The following is a 19,911-nucleotide window of genomic DNA, read 5'->3' as shown; positions in this document are numbered from 1 at the left end:
CGCCCATCGCAGGAGCCCCGCAAAGATGGAAACCGTTAAATTGATTCCCCCTTCCCGCGGGTTTGCAACCGCCGAATTTGAAAACCGCACCAATCGCCTTCAGGCACTCATGGCTGCGCAGGATATAGGCGCGCTCTTTGTCACGACCGAACCGGAATTTCGTTACTTCAGCGGATTCAAGTCGCAATTCTGGGAAAGCCCAACGCGGCCATGGTTTCTGGTGATCCCGGCAAACGGCAAACCAATTGCCGTTGTGCCCGAAATCGGTGTCGTCGGGTTTGACCAAACATGGATTGAAAATGTCCGAAGCTGGCCCTCGCCCCGCCCGGAAGATGATGGCATCAGTCTTCTGACTGACACGCTTAAAATTGCGGCTGGCAGCCGTCAGAAAATCGGCATCATGATGGGGCCGGAAACCCATTTACGTATGCCCGCCGCCAATTTCAGGCAGCTCTGTGAAAACCTGAACAATCATGAAATTGTTGATATCAGCCCCCTTTTGCGCAGCATTCGTGCAGTGAAATCGGCAGCCGAAATCGCCAAAATCCGTTTTGCCTGCGAAGTCACCGCCGCCGGGTTCGATTTCCTGCGCAATACCATTCAACCCGGCATAACCGAACGCGAAGCCTGCAAGGCCATGCAGATCGAAATGTTGCGTTTGGGTGCAGACAGTTGCCCTTATCTGATCGCGGCATCCGGTCCGGGCGGCTATGACAACATCATCATGGGGCCGACAGATCGGGCGTTAGGTGATGGCGACGTTTTGATTATCGATGCCGGTGCCAATTTCGACGGATATTTCAGTGACTTCGACCGAAACTTCGCCTTTGGCGAAGTCGATCCGCAAACCCTGACTGCCTATGACGCTGTCTTTGCAGCCACAGAGGCGGGGCTAAAAGCTGCCAAGCCCGGACATACCACCGGCGACGTATGGCGTGCCATGTCAGACGAATTGACCAAGGCAGGTGCACTTGGCAATTCAGTCGGGCGCATGGGTCATGGCCTTGGCATGCAACTCACCGAATGGCCATCACTTCAGGAAGGCGGTGATGTACCGCTCAAACCCGGGATGGTCATAACCCTCGAACCGGGCATGAGCTTCTTACCGGGTAAGATGATGGTTCATGAAGAAAACATCGTGATCACCGAACAAGGCTGTGAATTCTTGCATGCACGAACATGGCCGACGCTTCCTTCTGTTAGATGACAGAAGGTGGGATCGATTTCTCCTGCGCCAGTCGGCGCGCCTTTGATACCCAGAACAACACCTTGCAGCAAAAGTCTGAGAACGGTATGCGCCCTTAACACTCGACTTCAAAGACACTGTGATCAAGAAACTGATCGCGGCCGACAAGTGCTTGATCCGCTGAATTCGCGGCACCTTCAACACGCCAGTCATCTTGCGGCACCAGAACATCAAGCCCGTCGACCGCTGTCCGATACAGATCCGGGCGATAGACCTCCCGGATGACAGTCTTAAGGTCAGAATCCTCTGGGATTTGCCGCCAGCGTTTCATTTGTTCACCAAGCCAGCGCCCCTGTGAAAGCCAGGGGAAGGTTGCGGTGTAACGATAAAATACGTGGCGGTCGGGCAGATCAAGTGGCGGTTCACCAGGGCGCAAGACCGGTTTGCCACTAAGCGATGCATTGAGCACTTCAAACGGGGCGCCGACATTGGCTTCCTCTGACAGAATGTGCGCAAGTTCAACCCGGTTTCCCGGCTGATCTGCCCATTCTGCCGCACAAACCAATGCACGCACCAGCGATGAAACAAGTTCCGGGTTGGAGTTCGCCCAGTCTTCGCGCAATCCCAAAACTTTTTCAGGGCTGCGGGACCAGATATCGTCCTTCAGGGCGACGATGACGCCATCGCCATGAAAGACAGCGCGCTGGTTCCATGGCTCCCCGACGCAATAGCCGTCAACCCAGCCATTTCGCAGGCTGTCAAACATTCTGGGCGGCGCAATGACACCGATATTCACATCCGCGTCCGGGTCAATTCCGGCAGCTGCCATCCAGTAGCGGAGCTCATAGTTATGGCTTGAAAACGGAAACACCGTGGCAAAGGACATGATCGGACGACCTTCAGCCTTGTCCTCATCAATGACCTTTTTAAGCGCCCTGGCGGACAAGCCACGCGGCCCGTGCATCGCATCAGGATCGGCTTCGAGCATACGTTGATACAGCTTTGTTGAAACCGTAATCGCATTGCCGCCACGGCCCAAGGCCATCGGTACGACAATGTTTTGAACCGGCAGCCCGCCAAGCCCAAGGCGCGCGGCAATCGGGATGCCCGCAAGCAAGTGTGCCGCATCCAGCATGCCAAAAGCCAGTTTATCGCGAATGGCGGCCCATGACATTTCCCGCACAAGTTCCAGTTCGATGTTCTCGCGCGCGGCAAATCCCATCGCGCGCGCCACGACTGGAATGGCACAGTCGACAAGCGGTACAAATCCGAGACGAACCTTATTTGCCATCAATTAAAACTCCAACTGAAACGCCGTGATGACACTTTGCGCAATCTCATAGATCTTGCGGTTCTGCTTCATGGCATTCTTGCGCAAAAGGTTATAGGATTCTTCCTCGGACAAACCTTTTTCTTTCATCAGCAATCCCTTGGCCCGCTCAATCATTTTGCGCTCATTAAGCTTGGCCTGCGCCTCGTCGCGCTCACGGCGCAGCTGATCGAAAACGTTGAAACGTGAAATCGCCATCTCGACAATCGGGCGAATGCGGTCCTGACGTAAACCGTCAACGACATACGCACTGACACCGGCTGAAACAGCCTCCTGAATCATCGAGGCATCGCTCTGGTCGACAAACATGGCAATCGGGCGCGCGATCGCGCGTGACACTTGAAACATCTGTTCAAGAGTATCACGGTCCGGATTCTCAAGATCAATAATGATAATGTCCGGGGCAAGCGCCTGAATGCGTTCAACCAAATTGTGTGACGTCCCAATTCGCGAAACGCGCGCATAACCGCTTTCGACCAGACCACGTTCGACAATAGCCGCGCGGTCGGGATCTTCGTCGATCACCAGAATATTGTATTCTTCCAGCCTTACCAAATTACCCCTTAACTCCCTTGCAGCCTCTTTTGGCCTGATCTCTCATAACTCTTTTTATCTTTCCGCCCGTTATCGGATACGGATTAATGGTTCGGGATGCGACACTGGCCGCATCCCGAATAGATTTTGTCAAACGCGCGGTTATTCAGCCGGAACCGGCTGCGTTGAGCCGGAAGTACCCATACGTTCCGCCTGAGCAGATTCAAACCGTGCTTTTTCTTCGGCCTGCGTTTCCACCGAGAACCGCACAGCCAGTGCTGCGAACGAGCAAATTAGCACTGCAACACCAAGATAAAGAAGACCCTCTTCATAGGTAAGCGCTTCGGACTTGAACAGGAAGCCCGCAGCAACCGCACCGGCGTTACCACCCGCACCGACAATGCCCGCAACCGAGCCAAGCGCCTTGCGGTTAACAAACGGAACAATCCCGAAGGTTGCCCCTTCTGACATCTGAACGAACAGCGAGAAGACGATCATCACGGCAACCGCAACAACCAGTGCTTCCATCTGCGAGAAGGCAATCAGGGCGATGCCTTCGATGAACAGTGCCATGAACAGAAACTTCACGCGACCCGAAAGACCGCCCTTGGCAGCAAACTTGTCAGAAAACACACCGCCCAGCGTACGGGCAAAGATGTTCATCAAGCCAAACAGACCAGCGATCATACCGGCAGTTGCCAAAGACAGGTCAAACTTGTCGAAGAAATAGATTGCAGCAATGTTGTTGATGGTCAGCTCTACACCAAAGCACGCCGCATAAACCAGGAACAATGCCCAGACACGGTAATCCGATACTGCAGCCAACATTCCTTTGGTCGCACCAGCGGTGTCATCTTCAGGTTTCAGCGCACCGCTTTTGCGCAGATCGCTATAGTTGCCATCCGGGCAATCCGTGGTGAAGACCCAGTAAAGCACTGCAACCACCAGCATGATCACGCCCGGAAATACCATCGCCAGACGCCAGCCCATGGTTTCAGCTACACCGAAACCAAGAACCATGGCGAGGATCGCCGGCATGACCATCTGCGTCACGCCACCGCCAAGGTTACCCCAGCCAGCGGTCGTGGCATTTGCCGTCCCAACCACGTTCGGCGCGAACATCATCGACGTGTGATACTGCGTGATCACAAACGATGCCCCGATCGAGCCGATAGCCAAACGGGCAAGCAGGAAGGTTTCATAGCTGTCAGCAAGACCAATCAGCATGACCGGAAGCGAGCCCAGCACCAGAAGACCGGTATAGGTCTTGCGCGGCCCGATCTTGTCGCAAAGCGGCCCGATCAAAAGTCTGACCAGAACCGTGATGGCGACAGAGGCAATGATGGTACTGCCGATTTCGCTTTTGGTAAGCCCCAGGTCATCGCGCACCAGCGGCATCAGCGGTGCAATACCGAACCAACCAAAGAAGCACAGGAAGAATGAAAGCCAGGTAAGGTGGAAAGTACGCATCTGGACAGTCTTGAGACTGAATAGATTTATGCGTGTAGCCTTGTTCTTGATTTCCATGATCAGAAGCCCTTCGTTTAGGCCGCACAGCACTGAATGTCTGTTGTAAGCGACCGACGGTTTTTCCCCATGGGCCTAAATGCTTCATCTGGAAGATGTCTGCAGGCGGCCCGTCATTCGTATCGGAAAGGCTGCGCGGTCATCGCGCTGCAATTCCAAACGTCTGATCGTCCGCCGTTGGACGAAGAACTGTGAGCCACCCGTCATTGGGCCTGCTTTCGTCAAAGCTGCTCACACGAACCCTACATTGCAAACACCGCGCCAATTTTTCCGCGATGCGGGAAAAACGCACCAAACAGCTGATTTATGGGAATTTTATCTCACTGCATCTGCACAGAGAAATTTCGCAGAACTCAAAATACCCGAAAAATGCACAAAAAAAGATCACACTGATTTTGCAGTGTTCATATTTTAATCATTCACGACATTCCCATAGATCACTGATAAAACAGGAAGGTAAAAATATCAGATATTTTTCAAATACTTATCAGATATTTTTCCGAACTATAATTTTTGGCATGCCACTTGAATATAGAGAGGCATGAGCGCGGGCAGTGTCGCCTGCGGCTCCGGAGAAATGCCGATCTCATATATATAGAATCCAACGACGGGTTCACCGGATAATGACGTCCGTTGCGAAATGCCTCTTTTGGGAGCAGGCCGCATCGGGCGTTTTTTTTGTGCCAACTTCGCATCCCGCGACGAGGAGCCAGAGACAAATGAACCACGTCACTGCAGCATTAAGAACCGCAAAATCCCGCCTGGTTGTCATCGGCAACGGTATGGCTGGCATGCGCACCGTCGAAGAAATCCTGTCACGCGCACCAGACAAATACGACATTACGGTTTTCGGTGCCGAACCGCGCGTGAACTATAACCGCATCATGCTCTCGCCATTGCTTTCGGGTGAAAAGGACTTCGACGAAATCGTCATCAACACGCCCGAGTGGTACACGGAAAACAATATCTATCTTTATTCCGGCGACCCGGTGGTCAAGATTGACCGCGACCGCAAGGTGGTAATTTCCAAGAGCGGTACGGAAACCGAATATGACGAACTGCTGCTTGCCACCGGTTCCGATCCGATCATTATCCCGGTTCCGGGCCATAAGCTTGATGGTGTTGTGACATTCCGCGATGTCGATGATGTCGAGACCATGCTTGGTGCCGCGGCAAAAGGCGGCCCGGCGGTTGTGATTGGCGGCGGGCTTTTGGGCCTCGAAGCCGCCGTCGGCCTGCAAGCACAAGGCATGGACGTCACGGTTCTTCATCTGGCAGGGCACGTGATGGAGCGTCAGCTCGATCCATCTGCGGGCTATCTTCTGGCGCAGGAACTCGAACAACGCGGTATCAAGGTCATCACCGAGGCCGATACAGCAGAAATCGTTGGTACAGACCACGTAACCGGCGTCCGCCTTAAGGACGGGCGCATGATCCCGGCTGATCTGGTGGTCATGGCTGTTGGCATCCGACCAAACGGTCGCCTTGCCACAGAAGCAGGCCTCAACGTTGAACGCGGCATCGTCGTTGACGATGTCATGACCACCAGTGATCCGGCAATCTTTGCGGTTGGCGAATGTGTACAGCATCGTGGCCAATGTTACGGCCTTGTCGCGCCGCTATTTGAAATGGCGAAGTCGCTGGCCGATCACATGGCCGAGATCGACACTGATGGCTACACAGGTTCCATCACATCGACCAAACTCAAGGTTACCGGCGTCGATGTGTTTTCTGCCGGTGACTTCAGCGGCGGCAACGAAACAGAGGAAATTGTTTTCCGCGATGCCGGACGTGGTGTCTACAAACGCATCGTTCTTGAAGACGGCAAAATCAAGGGCACGGTCCTGTATGGGGACACGTCCGATGGCGGTTGGTATTTCCAACTGATGAAGGACGGCGAAGACGTCACCGAACTGCGTGACACACTTGCCTTCGGTCAGGCATTCGCCGGAGGTAGCGCCGGAAACCCTCTTGATGCCGTTGCAGCCCTGCCAGACGATGCAGAGATTTGCGGCTGTAACGGCATTTGCAAAGGCTCCATTGTTGCCGCCATCAATGAAAAAGATCTGACCACCCTTGATGAGGTTAAGGGTCACACCAAGGCATCGGCATCCTGCGGATCATGTTCGGGCCTTGTTGAAAACCTTTTGGCAGCAACCCTTGGCGGGGATTATGAGGCGGCAACGGTCAAGCCAATCTGCACCTGCACCGATCATGACCATGACAGTGTCCGTCGCCTGATCGTTGCCAAAAACCTGAAATCCATGCCTGCTGTCATGCAGGAACTGGAATGGAAGTCATCCGATGGCTGCCATGTCTGTCGCCCGGCTTTGAACTATTATCTGCTGGCTGCATGGCCGGGGGAGTATGTTGATCATGGTGCATCGCGTTTTATCAACGAACGTGTACACGCCAACATCCAGAAAGACGGGACTTATTCGGTCATTCCGCGCATGTGGGGTGGCTTGACCAACCCGCGCGAACTGCGCGCCATTGCAGATGTCGCCGATAAATTCGAAATCCCGACCGTCAAGGTCACAGGTGGTCAGCGTATTGACCTTCTTGGGGTCAAGAAAGAAGACCTGCCGGCGGTATGGGCCGACCTGAATTCGGCGGGCATGGTATCGGGTCATGCCTATGGCAAATCGCTTCGAACCGTCAAAAGCTGTGTTGGGCAGGAATGGTGTCGCTTTGGCACCCAGATGTCGATGGGAATGGCTGTCGAGCTGGAAAAAATGACCTGGGGATCATGGATGCCCCACAAGTTCAAAATGGCTGTTTCGGGGTGCCCACGTAACTGCGCGGAAGCCACGATCAAGGATTTTGGTGTTGTGGCAACCGATGGTGGCTGGGACCTTCATGTCGGCGGCAATGGCGGCATTCATGTCCGCGCAACCGACCTTCTGTGCAAGGTAACAACCGACGAAGAGGTCAAGGAATATTGCGGCGCCTTCATCCAGCTATACCGTGAAGAGGCCCGCTATCTTGAACGCACCGCCCCCTGGATCGAGCGAGTTGGCCTGAAACATGTTCAGGAACGGGTTGTCGATGATGAAGCCAATCGCAAAGCATTGTTTGATCGCTTCATGATCAGTCAGAAAACAGCGCAGATTGATCCGTGGGCAGAGCGCGCCTCCGAAGGCGTTGATGCGCATGAATTCAATCCCCTTTCCATGATTGCAGCGGAGTAAGACAGATGAGCGATAATCTGACATGGGTAGAAGTTGGCCCTGCCTCTGCCATCCCGCAGCAGGGGGCCCGAACCTTGCAAACCGAAACCGATCGCATCGCGATTTTCCGAACACTTGATGATCAGGTCTTTGCCCTGCTCGACCGCTGCCCGCACAAACAGGGACCGCTGGCACAGGGCATCGTCCATGGTCATTTCGTGACCTGCCCGCTTCATAACATGGTGTTTTCACTTGAAACGGGTGAAGCCCAGGGCCCCGATGACGGGTGTGCCGCCAAAGTCGAATGTCAGGTCGTGAACGGCGTTGTACGTGTTGGCCTGACAGAACTGCAAGCTGGATTGCGCCATGCAGGATGAGGTCAAAACAACCTGCCCTTATTGCGGTGTTGGCTGTGGCTTGATCATTTCCCCAACCCGCGATGGATGGGCTGTCGGCGGCGATCCGGATCATCCGGCCAACTTTGGGCGGACATGTTCCAAGGGGGCGGCACTTATCGACACCATCATGGCCGAGGAAAAGCGAGACATCCGTCTGCTGGAACCCGAAGTCGATGGCAAGCAGGTCTCGTGGAATGACGCCATTGGCGAAACGGCAAAGCGCCTGCGCGACACCATCGATAAGCACGGCCCCAAATCAGTGGCGTTCTATGTCTCTGGTCAGCTCCTGACCGAGGACTACTATGTCGCCAACAAGCTGATCAAGGGCTTCATCGGGTCCCCCCATATCGATACCAATTCGCGGCTTTGCATGGCATCAACCGTGGTCGGCCACAAGCGTGCCTTTGGTGCCGATGTGGTACCGGGCTGCTATGAAGATCTTGAAATTGCGGATCTGGTGATTCTCACCGGGTCGAACCTGGCATGGTGTCACCCGGTACTCAACCAGCGCCTGCGCACCGCCAAGGAAAAACATGGCACAAAGATCGTTGTTATTGATCCGCGCAGGACTGCAACTTGTGATATCGCGGATCTGCATTTGCCAATCAAACCGGGCAGCGACGTTGCCCTGTTTAACGGCTTGCTGGCGTGGCTGGACCAAACCGGCAATACCGACCTTAAATATGTTGCCCGTCATGTAAGTGGCTATGACGGTGCAGTGGCAGAGGCACGCGCCGACTGCCCTGATATTGAGACAACCGCAGAAAAATGCGGGCTCAACACCCACGAAAGTGCCGATGAAAACGGCTCAGGTCTGGGGAAACTGGAAACGTTGTTTAACTGGTTTGCCGCCTTTGAACGCACCGTAACGGTGTTTTCTCAGGGGGTTAATCAGTCTTCTAGCGGATCGGATAAAGTGAATTCGATCCTTAATTGCCATCTGGCAACCGGGCGGGTCGGAAAACCGGGTTCCAGCCCGTTTTCGGTAACCGGCCAACCCAATGCCATGGGCGGCCGTGAAGTTGGCGGCCTTGCCAACCAGCTTGCTGCCCACATGAATCCCAATGACGCCATTGATGTCGACCGCGTCCGGCGTTTCTGGAAATCAGATGTCCTCGAACCGGGCGAGGGCCACAAGGCAATCGACATGTTCCGCGCGATTGAAAGCGGGGAAATCAAGGCCGTCTGGATCATGGCGACCAATCCCGCGGTCAGTCTACCGGATGCGGACCGTGTGCGCCTTGCGCTGTCGCGATGCCCGCTTGTGATTGTATCGGACACAGTCAAGGACACCGACACTCTGCGTCATGCCAATATAAAACTTCCTGCTGCTGGCTGGGCCGAGAAATCCGGTACCGTTACAAATTCCGAACGCCGAATTTCGCGCCAACGTCCATTCCGCAAAGCCCAGGGCAGCGCCAAGCCCGACTGGTGGATCATGTCCGAAGTCGCCAAAGCCATGGGCTATACCAAGGCGTTCAAATACAAGAACCCAAGCGATATATTCGCCGAACATGCCGCTCTGTCAGAATTTGAAAATGATGGTTTGCGCGCCTTTGATATCGGCATATGGCACAAGGCCCGCAAATCGGCATATGACAACATGGCCCCCTTCCAATGGCCGGCATCGCGTAAACATCAGCCAGCGCATGGCGCAACCCGCCTTTACGGGGATGGCATCTTTACGACCTCAAGTGGACGGGCAAAGATGCTTGGCCTCAGCCATCGTGACCCACAATCGAAAACCAGCCGGGATTACCCGTTAATTGCCAATAGTGGTCGCTATCGCGATCAATGGCACACAATGACCCGGACGGGCACAGCAGCACGACTTAGCGCACATCGCCCGGAACCATTGCTTGAAATTCATCCTGATGATGCCGGGCTGTACAACCTGACTGATGGCGGGATCGCCTGGATCAAAAGTCAAAACGGTACAGCGCTGATGCGTGTTGCAGTCACCGATGCGCAAATGCCCGGACAAGTTTTCATTCCAATGCATTGGAGTGATTCATTTTCGGCCGCGGGTGGGATTGGTCGACTTCTCCCCCCCAATGTTGACCACCACTCCGGCCAACCCGAAAGCAAACATATTCCCATTGCCGTCGAGCCCTTCGTCGCCAAATGGCAGGGACTTCTGTTTTCAAGCACACCTCTTGATTTATCCGGGCTGCCATACTGGGTCAGCGCAACCGGTGTCGGCAGCATGGTCTACGAGATCGCCGGAAATACACCAATGATATTCAAATCCCTGCTGCCGATCGCGGCCAACAAGGATGACGAACAAATCATTGAATATTCGGACGCCAAAAAGGGTATTCATCGCGTCGCCCGCCTTGAGGGTGACCGCATTACAGGGGCGCTTTTTGTCGGCCCTGAACGGCCGGCACTCGGTCGCGACTGGGTTTCAAAACTGTTCGGGGCGGATGCCATTGCACCGATGGAACGCAATGCACTTCTGGCCGGGCGCATGCCCGATGCCGGTGCCATCAATGATCGTTTGATCTGTTCATGCTTCTCGGTCGGTTTGGCTGCGATCACCACTGCCATTTCAGAACAGAAAGCCGTTACTGCAGCCGATATTGGCCGCGTGCTACAGGCCGGAACAGGCTGTGGGTCCTGTTTGCCGGAGATAAAGGAGATTCTCGATGACGTATTACCGCGCGCCGCAGAATAAAGCTCTTGGCTCTCCGGCAATTGCCGATCAGCCGGACGAAAAGTTCGCCTATTTCCCGGCATTTGTGAAAGTGCAGGGCAAGAAGGTTGTTGTGCTTGGGGGTGGCGATGTCGCTGCGGGCAAGCTCCGCCTTCTGATGCGCAGCCACGCCGACATAACAGTCATCGCCCCCGAACTCTGCGATGACATCGCCCGAATGCATGCGAACGGAAAGATCAGGTGGGAAAGCAGCCCGTTTGTCGACACCATGATCAACGGTGCCGCAATGGTGTTCGATGCATCGGACAATCCGCATTTGACCGCACGGGTCGAGGCGGCAGCAAAGCGGCGCAACATTCTGCTAAATGTCGTCGACAAGACAGCGCATTGTGATTTCATCGTGCCTGCCATCCTTGACCGTGCCCCTGTGATGATCACGATCTCCACCGGGGCTTGCGCTCCGGCACTTGCGCGCATCTTGCGTCAACGGCTTGAAACGGCGTTCCCCGCAACCCTGTCAAACATTGCCAAAATTGCCCGCGATGCCCGCGAAACGGTGGCAACACATCTGTCCGACGGGCTATCGCGCCAGCGCTTCTGGACCCGGTTCTTTCAGAAGGCCTTGCGCGCCGATAGCGCCGAAAAAATTACGCAAGACGACCTCAGCCGCGAGCTGCGCAGTTTTGTCCCGCAAGGTAGCAGTGCCACCGTCCCCTCAGGACAATCCTTGCGGCTGGATGTTGACGCAAACAATGCGTACGACATTCCCCATGGCATCGCGCGTCATGTTGAAACCGCCGATATCATTTTTCACAATGATGATATCGCCCCCGACATCCTTGCACTGGCACGCCGTGATGCAACGCTTGTAGACCTCACGGCCGCGACGTTTGACAGCGAAGAAACGCTTGGGAAACAGATACAATTCTTCACACAACAAGGGATGAACGTCTTGCAGCTGTGTCGAACTTGATTGATGCGTCTTGTGCCTTTGACTGAAAACAGTTCGGGTTGGAAGCCGATCTGGGCTTCCAACCCTTTTTGCTTATCAGTCGTAGGCCGTCATTGAGCCATCCGGGCGGGCAACCCAGATTTCTCCAGCAGCACTTACTGACACAGTCTGCGCTTTGGTTTCATCAATGACCTTCCAGCTCTTGGCATTTTCATCCCACTGGTAAAGTGTGTTTCCGTTGGGACCGCCCAGATGCCAGACCGACCCGTCCCGGCCAACAGCAACATCACGTGCCTGCCCCGGAACCTGGTTCCATTGATTGTTTTCCAGTCGATAGATTTCGCCTTGCCTGCCAACAGACCAGACTTTGCCATCGGCACCCGCCGCAATTTTCGCGACATTGCCCGGAACCCTGATCCAGCCACTATCCCCCATGCGATAGACGCTGCCATTACCACCAATATGCCACTGGGTTCCGACATCATCGACGGCGATGTCTGATGCCCAACCCGAAATCGGCGTTTTCTTGCCCAGGGAATCAATATTCCACATTTTGCCGTCCGTGGTCAGAATGAAGGCATTGTTCTTAAGTCGTCCGGCTTCGACCCGTGCAACCCCGGAAGCAAGAACCTGCTTCCAGCCCAGTTGCCCCAGGGGCTGGATATACAGCGAACCACTACCACCGATATGCCAGACATCACCACTCTTACCGATACTGACCTGACTTGCCCGGCCAGCAACATTGCGCCATTTCTTCGGACCAGAAATTACAGCATAGGTAACCGTCGGCTCATCGACCTCGATCTGTGTGATGGTAATTCCGTTATCCTGAACAACGGTTTTTGTCGAATCCACCAAATTGCCGGGATCGGCCATCGCTGGGCGCGGCGTGGATTTGTGGCGATATAGGACAATCGCATTATCCGGACGCAATGCCCACAGCGCACCCGAAGGTCCGGCGTCAATCTGGCTGATCGTGCCACCGCGTCCTTCTTTCCAACTGCCATTGTACGACAGTCGGAAAACTTCATTTTCAAGACTGGTAATCCACACCGCACCATACGGGCTGACGCTGACATCCTTTGCTTTTCGGCCGAAGTCCTTCCATTGGCCATTCAGCAAATAATGCAGTTTGTCATTGGTATCGATGACCCACAGCATGCCCCCCTGCCCTGCAGATATCTTTTTGGCCTTCGGGCCATTGATACGTTGCCAGTTGAAATCATCGGGGTCGGCAACATACAGGCTATTGCTGCCACCAATGTGCCATTTGCGTCCGTCAGGCCCAACGGATACCGCATGGCCAATTCCGGGCACATTACGCCAGGAACGACCATCATACATCTTCATGGCCCCACCCTCTGCCAGCGCGAAGGCCGCTTTTCGACCTGGCATTGCCGCGATATCGACGAAATTGTCACCGCCGCCAATTTCAGACCATTTGTGATCATTTGCCGGATCAGCCCAATAGACCTTGCCGCCGCCAATGTGCCAGACGTCACCGGAAGGACCTGCTGAAATGGCCGTCGCACTACCGTCAAAATTATGCCAGCGACCCTCGTCATACACGAAATAAAGCGGATCCGAGCTGAAGCGGGACTCCTCATAGTGCGCCATCGCCGCTGCTTCGATCTGCTTCAGGTCGCTTGCAGAAGGCCGCACTTCGTTACTTGTTGCCAAGGCCCAGTATGAATAGACCTTTGCCGCCTGATCCTTGTTTTGCAGCCAGACTTTCAGACTGGGCTTGTAGGATTTCGCATGTTCAAGCGCCCGCATCAGAGCCGGACGCGCATCTGCTTTGGCGAGGTTCTTGTTAAGCTCGGCCTCAAAAATGGCAACCGCCAGCTCGATCACGATCTGCGGTCCGCTTATGGAAAGCATCTTTGTGACCAGTTTTTTTGATGCCTTAAAGGCCGTTTTTACCGCGGCACGCGCTGCGTCATCGGCCACGTCACCGATTTCCCGGCCTACTTTTGATGCAACCTTTCCGATATCATCGCTCGACCCCAGTATGTCATCGACGTTATCACCAAGTTCTTGCGAGACGAGCTTCATCTTGTCGTCGATATCGTAAATCTCATCAACGAGATCATCAGCAAGATCAATTTTGGTCCTGTTTGGATAGGCTTTCCGAATAATCGCATCTGCGACCGTTTCATCCTTAAGCGGGATAAGAGCGGTAGAGAACATACCCAGCGTTGGAACAGCTGCCACTGTATTCACCATCGCCGCACGGTTCGTGATCTGCTTAAAGTTTGGCGGCACGGGTAGCTGATCGCTGATCAAAAACTGCAGGTTCGAACGTCCCGCCTTTGAGTCGGCGGTCTGCTTTTCTTTCAGCTTCAAGGTCTGTGCAGCATGCCACACGTCGTATGCTTTGACGGCCTCTGTCGCCAGATAGACACGATACCCGTTGGCGAACTGTTCAATTTCACGGATCAGGCGCCCCTCCGGGCTACTCGAAGAGACTGAACCGCTCATCACTGCATTGACCAGGTGATTAAGCACCGCATACCGCAGAGCAAGGCTTTCTTCGGGATAGTGTGCAATTTCCTGCCAAAGAGCTTCAATCGCACGGGTCCGGTCCACACCTTCGGCACGCCCCATATTGACTGCAATCCGCTCAAGCTCCGCACGTTCCTCGATCACTTTCAGAATGACGCCCGTAGCGCCATCCATCTGCATGAAGCCCTTGCTAGGATAAGGATCCATTTTCCATTCGATACTTGGCGCAAGGCAGCCGCGCGGGGAATCAACTGATTCCTCAGAGCGGGTGTAACCTGCCGGGCAGCTGTAGCAGCTGCCGAAATTCTTCGGGTCCCAGAACGCGTTGCTGCCATATTGCTTGCAACCTGCTTCGCCTTTTTTCTCTGCCGAAGCGGTCTCAAACACGGGACGCCCGCATGCCTGAGCACTTTTTACCGAATTGATGGTGCGAACATACCCATCCGGGCAGGACCAGCAGCTTCCACCGTCGATCAGGTCAAAGACGGCATTATCATCACCACATTCAGGTCCCTTGAATTCGGCGTTGCGCCAACTGAACTGCAAAAGCCCCGCAACCCGTTCACACGCCTTGTCGGAATTGATCGGATCGAACAAAGTGCGGTTATAGCCCGTTGGGCAACGCCAGCAGGTACCGCCATTATACATGTCAAAGAAGCTGCCCGGCGGGCACTGCGATACGCCTTCAAGTAGCTGTGCCGGGACAGCATCATTGAACACATCTTTGCTCGTAATCTTGTGACACGCGGAGTTCGTCGTTACCGCATCACCAGACCGGCTATAACCTGTTGGGCAGGACCAGCACGCTTCAAGATCATAGAACTGACCATCCGGACATGTCGTGGCAGGTTTTCCTTCATATTTTGCCGGCCGCCCCTGGCAGCTTTGTTGCAGCTGGCCGCGTTCATCCAGACCACCGCAAAGCGCCTCGGCCCGGGCTGGCGCGTTGACGATCATCATCCCCGCCAGACCAATCAGCACACCGACAAAAGCAAACATCAGATGTCGAAGCGTTTGATCAACCAAGTGTATTTCCCGGACCCGGGATTGGGTTTCGTCTGTCATGTCCTTGCTCCTAGTCGCGTGCCCGCTTGATGGTCGGTGTGTTGTTCACACTCAGCCACAGACGTCCATCTTCCTCGACGTCAAAATTTTCAGCTGTGGAATTTTTGATGAGATCAAAGCTCTTGTTCGTCGCATTCCAGCGATACACGCCATTATCGGAAGTCAGGATAAAGACCTCGCCGTTGCGTGACACCCGGACTGCTTCGGCCTTTTGCCCTTGACTGGGACGCTTTTCAAATGACGTGCCTGTCCATTGCCGGACATAAAGACTGCGATCAATAATCCAGACGTCGTTACCGGCACCCACCGAAACGTCGTACAAGGAATTGAAGTCGTCAAAGCGCGTAAAGCTGTTGCTGCCCGGACCTTTGGAATACAGCCAGTAATCGCCGCCGGTATAGAATATCGCGTAAACTGTATCGTCTGGTGCAACCGCGACGCCTGCGGGTGTCAGGCCGCTAACCTTGAATTCTTGCTGGCTTCTGTTGCGTTCACGGAAAAGCCCTACAGACGGGGACAAGGTCGAACCCCAGATATCCCCGTTACTTGCGACATCGTAATCCTGAATATTGGCATTCTGGTCGCCAAATGCGGTGGCCTCTGCCACGAACTTTCTGCGCCGTTCGTCATAAACAAACATGGAGCCTGATTGGCTTGGGCTGTTGGTATAGGAATAGCCATAGACAATGCCATCATTGCCGGTAGCAATCTCGATATCAGCCCCGGCAGGTGCCGCATCTGTTTCGACGGTTTCAAAGCTAATATTTTTGGTAAAGGTGAAGCCTTCTACGATGTTCGAGGTGACGGAGGCCGTATCACCGCTGCCCTCCATGTCTTCGGACGTTCGCGCCGCAATGCGCAAGTCCCCACTTTCATCGCGTTCAAAGAACTGACTTGCCAGAACCGTCCCGTCCGAAGCGACTACCCACGGATATCCTTGCGGCCCGGCCGCAACTCTTTTGGGCGTTTTGCGCGCAAGGCGGACGGTTTCAAAATCACCGATATCATCGTTATACCGGCGCAAAACATTGTCGGGTGTCACGATCCAAAGGGTACCGTCAATGCCAGTGGCAAGGCTTGTTGCCTTCTGACGAACGGTTTTGCATCCCGTATCACCGCAATATTGCAAAAAGCCGTTTTCCAGAATGGTCCACGGACTTCCATCGGGCATCAGGGCAATCGAAACGCCTTGTCCATCTATTGGTGTAAAGCCCGTGCCATTGCGATCAATGCGGTAAAGTTGCCCTTGCGCATTTACCGTCACAACATCGCCATTTGCGGCAATGGCGATGTCTGCTGCAGTTTGACCAACAACCTGTTGCCAATCATTCCCGGTGTGGCGAAACACACGGCCAAGCGCAGAAACGCCCCACGGATTGCCATCCGGATCAACTGCAATACGAACCACACTGCCGGGGAAACCGTTAAACCGCCCTTGGCTGTTCGACCAACGCAGGATATCGCCACCTCGAATGGCAAAAACACTGCCATCCCGGCCAATCGCCAAACGGTCGGCACTGTCACGCGTATCGGTAAAAGTCAGGTTGCCGTCATAGGTCCGGCTTGCCGGATCATCGGCAAGATTGTCCGAAAAAGGTCGTTCAGTTTTATCGCCGCTCCCCGCACGAGTATCATCATTTGATACCGTTTGCGTTTCTGACGGCGGCGGCGAAATTGGCTCTGCACGTGACGGGTCCGCACGCGAGACCGGTGCTTTGGGCGGACTTGCGGATGGATAGGCCGACGAAATTTCATCTGCCGTTATCTCGTCGGCCTTTATGTCATCCGGGCGCGCTTCCGGCGCGCTAAGGCCCTCTGCACCAGTTTCCTGATCTTGCGGATCAATACCGGATGACAAGGCAATCCGAACCTTGGCCAGAATGCTATTGTCTCGTAATACGACCCAAGGCGCCCCGGAACGTGTCACCGCAATGTCGGTTGCCGTATCTACCCCCTGAAGAACGAACCAACGCTGGTCGCGCATCCGCCACAGCATCACCCGACCATCCGGGTGGACCATTGCCACACGTTGATTTACACCCGCAGCAATATCACGTGCCAGACCGGGAAGCGTGTGCCATCCCGCATCATCGCGCATGCGAATTTCATTTGTCGGGGTAACCGCCCATAGCCTTCCATCCGGATCGACTGCCAACCGCTTCGCGATACCGGTTATGGTTTCCCAGCTATGGCGCAGTTCCAACCACCGATGAACAGAGCCATCCGTCTTGGCGATATAGATTTCGCCACGTGCGTTGCCTGCTACATCAACGACGTTACTGCCTTTGTGCTCCCACCACAGACCATTATAGCGATAGACATCCCCATCACCGTCAATGACCCAGGGACGGCGTTCAGCCGCCCCCGTGATCCGAGCAAAGGAGCCCGACATGGTGCGCCAGCGTTCTTCCCGTGGATCCCAGCGAAGCGGGGTTCCGTCCACCGAGATGGCATAGGCCTCGCCAATTTCTGTTACCGAAATATCCTGCGCCTGCCCCGGCAAGGTGAACCACACCCCGTCATCAAGCACCTGGGCTGCATGGCTTCCACCGGCCATGGCCTGCAAGGCGCCTGCAAGCAAGATCACCAAAACAATGCGGTATGAAAGTCTTGTCATAATCAAGCCTTTCTGTTGTCGGATCCGGTTCAGGACTGTGCAAGAAGATGTTTGCGAAGGGCCGTCAGGTTTTCTTCGACACTGGTGTCCTCAAACGATGAATTGAGATCCATGTCGCCGCTGCGGAATTCGTCAAAGAACGCCTTGCCTTGCAGCTTGTCCAGAATGCTCTCGAACGTGGGGCGCGGCGTGAACCAGTCACTGTGGCGGCGTTCCAGCCGGGACGTTTCCTTTTCGAGCGCAGACAACTGGCCGATGATCCGGTCGCGATCTTCAGCAGACTGGCGCACATAGTGCGGCCGTCGCGGTGTCAGCAGGATCAGGATCGATTTTTCGAAATTGCGTTCCGTGCGTTCGGAAAACAGATAATTCAGGATCGGCATATCCTTGAGAATCGGCACCCCGTCAGAAACCTTTGATGTCTCACGCTCACTCAATCCACCCAGAATCAGCGTTTCACCAAACTTCATCGTTACGGTCGAATTGACGTTTGTCTTTGTCGTATCAAGACGAAACTCAAAGACGACGGAGTTCGATGGATCGGTCAGGAAGGTCCGTTCGGCAACAACATGCAGTCTGATTTCATCGTTTTGAAGAACCTCTGGCGTGACGGCAAGTTTCACACCGACTTCTTTCTGAACAGAAACACTGTCCCCGTTGCCGCCCGAAACGGCTGCTGCAAGAATTTCCGTGCCAGAGAAAAATTCAGACGTTTTACCACTCTGTGCAACCAAACTGGGTTTGGCCAGAACCTGATTGTCCGCATTCAGTGAGTTGGCAATATTCAGTGAATAGTTGACCGCCGGAATGCTGATCTGCGAGGTGATGGTCTTGGTGCTTTCCTCAAGCCCGGTGCCCAGAAAATCCCGTGTTCTGGTACGCGTAATTCCGGCTGCCGGCGCGCCCGTCAGAGGGTCACCAAACTGAAGCTGCAAACCATTTAAAAGGTTTACCCCGCGCGAATCACGCAAGTCTTCCTGTGTACCGATCAGGACAACATCGACCACAACCATCGATGCGTCCGTCGAATTTGCCCCGACCTCATCGCCATAGGCATTTGCCGGACTGTCACCATACGCATCAAAGGGATCAGAGGACCCGCCGCCATATGGATCGCCATACGGATCGCTTTGATAGGTGGTGCCACCGCCTGCATATGGATCATAGCCGCCCTGCGCCAAAATGATCTTTGCGTCGCTTTCGTAGAACGACCGCCAGTTATCAACACGCCGATGTAAAAATGGCAGTTCACCGTGATCGGCAGCCACATCGGCATATCGCGCCATCAAGCGATCCACACCAGCACGATCATCCATCGCCGCAAGCGCCATCATCCGGGCTTTCAGGATTTCTGGTCGGCTCTCGGCATCGGGATGAATGTTTGAAAGGCGCGAGAGTGCGGCATCAGCTGTTTGCGCATCATGGGAAAAGTAGGATGCCACCGCAAGATTATACAGAACATCCGGACTGTCAGAACGGTAAATCGCGACATATGAGAAATGCTCTTTGGCTTCCTGATAGCGCCGCTGACTTTTATAAAGAAGACCCAAGTGATAGTGCGCAGCAAGATTGCCTGAATCAAACTTCAGAGCCTGACGGTATCCTTGTTCGGCAAGGGTGTATTTGGCCGTATCACCGTCGTCACCAAGTTGATGATAAACATAGCCGTTTAAAAACTGCAGATGCGGATTTGTGATATCAAGCTTCAGCGCAAGGTTGGCTGCACGTGATGCCAATTCCAGCTCGCCACGTCCAAGTGCGTTAAACGCCTCTGTGACCAGAAGCTGTACCTGATTTACACTTCCTGACTTGTTTTCTTGTGACGACGTTGTTAGCTCGCCTGACAGCAATTGCGAAGGTCCACCACTGTCAAGCGTCTGACAGGCGCCCACCGCAAGCAAGGCCGAAAAGGCCACGGCCCGGCTTAGCCGTAACGGGAAATTCTGCATCCAATCCTACTCGATCTGTCCC

The 19,911-nt window shown here is 54.5% G+C and carries 12 protein-coding genes; 6 read left to right on the top strand and 6 right to left on the bottom strand.

Going from position 1 to position 19,911, the window contains the following annotated elements:
• Positions 1 to 25: 25 nt before the first annotated feature.
• Positions 26 to 1,207, top strand: coding sequence for a M24 family metallopeptidase (locus B2R48_RS09030; RefSeq protein WP_296999451.1), 1,182 nt, complete (start codon positions 26 to 28; stop codon positions 1,205 to 1,207).
• 94 nt (positions 1,208 to 1,301) lie between these two features.
• Here B2R48_RS09030 and B2R48_RS09025 read toward each other — a convergent pair whose 3' ends face one another.
• From B2R48_RS09025 to B2R48_RS09015, 3 genes are all read right to left on the bottom strand, one after another.
• Positions 1,302 to 2,477 carry a CmpA/NrtA family ABC transporter substrate-binding protein gene (locus B2R48_RS09025; RefSeq protein WP_296999450.1) on the bottom strand — a complete coding sequence of 392 codons (1,176 nt, stop codon included), beginning with the start codon at positions 2,475 to 2,477 and terminating at the stop codon, positions 1,302 to 1,304.
• Between the two features lie 3 nt (positions 2,478 to 2,480).
• Positions 2,481 to 3,071 carry an ANTAR domain-containing response regulator gene (locus B2R48_RS09020; RefSeq protein ID WP_062956321.1) on the bottom strand — a complete coding sequence of 197 codons (591 nt, stop codon included), beginning with the start codon at positions 3,069 to 3,071 and terminating at the stop codon, positions 2,481 to 2,483.
• A gap of 141 nt (positions 3,072 to 3,212) precedes the next feature.
• Complete coding sequence (locus B2R48_RS09015) at positions 3,213 to 4,520, bottom strand: NarK family nitrate/nitrite MFS transporter (RefSeq protein WP_232310658.1); 1,308 nt, start codon at positions 4,518 to 4,520, stop codon at positions 3,213 to 3,215.
• A gap of 136 nt (positions 4,521 to 4,656) precedes the next feature.
• On the opposite strand from B2R48_RS09015, the gene B2R48_RS09010 reads away from it, so the two are divergent.
• From B2R48_RS09010 to B2R48_RS08990, 5 genes are all read left to right on the top strand, one after another.
• Positions 4,657 to 4,992, top strand: a complete 336-nt coding sequence (locus B2R48_RS09010; RefSeq protein ID WP_213473817.1) for a hypothetical protein — start codon at positions 4,657 to 4,659, stop codon at positions 4,990 to 4,992.
• 304 nt (positions 4,993 to 5,296) lie between these two features.
• Positions 5,297 to 7,768 (top strand): nitrite reductase large subunit NirB, encoded by a 2,472-nt coding sequence (gene nirB / locus B2R48_RS09005; protein ID WP_296999449.1) that lies wholly within the window; start codon positions 5,297 to 5,299, stop codon positions 7,766 to 7,768.
• A 5-nt stretch (positions 7,769 to 7,773) separates the two neighbouring features.
• The gene (nirD, locus tag B2R48_RS09000) at positions 7,774 to 8,124 is read left to right on the top strand and encodes a nitrite reductase small subunit NirD (protein ID WP_008889535.1); all 351 of its coding nucleotides are present in this window, start codon (positions 7,774 to 7,776) and stop codon (positions 8,122 to 8,124) included.
• On the top strand, positions 8,114 to 10,822 hold the full coding sequence (locus tag B2R48_RS08995; protein WP_296999448.1) for a nitrate reductase: 2,709 nt from the start codon (positions 8,114 to 8,116) through the stop codon (positions 10,820 to 10,822). Before nirD ends, B2R48_RS08995 begins: the two co-directional genes overlap by 11 nt.
• Entirely contained in the window at positions 10,794 to 11,774 is a 981-nt protein-coding gene (locus B2R48_RS08990) for a precorrin-2 dehydrogenase/sirohydrochlorin ferrochelatase family protein (protein WP_296999447.1), read from the top strand. Before B2R48_RS08995 ends, B2R48_RS08990 begins: the two co-directional genes overlap by 29 nt.
• A gap of 75 nt (positions 11,775 to 11,849) precedes the next feature.
• Here B2R48_RS08990 and B2R48_RS08985 read toward each other — a convergent pair whose 3' ends face one another.
• The 3 genes from B2R48_RS08985 to B2R48_RS08975 are packed head-to-tail and all read right to left on the bottom strand — an operon-like array spanning position 11,850 to position 19,889.
• Positions 11,850 to 15,323 (bottom strand): tectonin domain-containing protein, encoded by a 3,474-nt coding sequence (locus B2R48_RS08985; protein WP_296999446.1) that lies wholly within the window; start codon positions 15,321 to 15,323, stop codon positions 11,850 to 11,852.
• Positions 15,324 to 15,333: 10 nt separating this feature from the next.
• Positions 15,334 to 17,940, bottom strand: coding sequence for a tectonin domain-containing protein (locus B2R48_RS08980; protein ID WP_296999445.1), 2,607 nt, complete (start codon positions 17,938 to 17,940; stop codon positions 15,334 to 15,336).
• A gap of 29 nt (positions 17,941 to 17,969) precedes the next feature.
• Positions 17,970 to 19,889: a hypothetical protein gene (locus tag B2R48_RS08975; RefSeq protein WP_296999444.1), complete on the bottom strand. Its 1,920-nt coding sequence runs from the start codon at positions 19,887 to 19,889 to the stop codon at positions 17,970 to 17,972.
• Positions 19,890 to 19,911: the final 22 nt, after the last annotated feature.

Source organism: Thalassospira sp. UBA848 (genome assembly GCF_002295455.1).
In the GTDB taxonomy this organism is placed as follows: Bacteria; Pseudomonadota; Alphaproteobacteria; order Rhodospirillales; family Thalassospiraceae; genus Thalassospira.
This window is presented reverse-complemented; position numbering and strand designations above follow the sequence as displayed.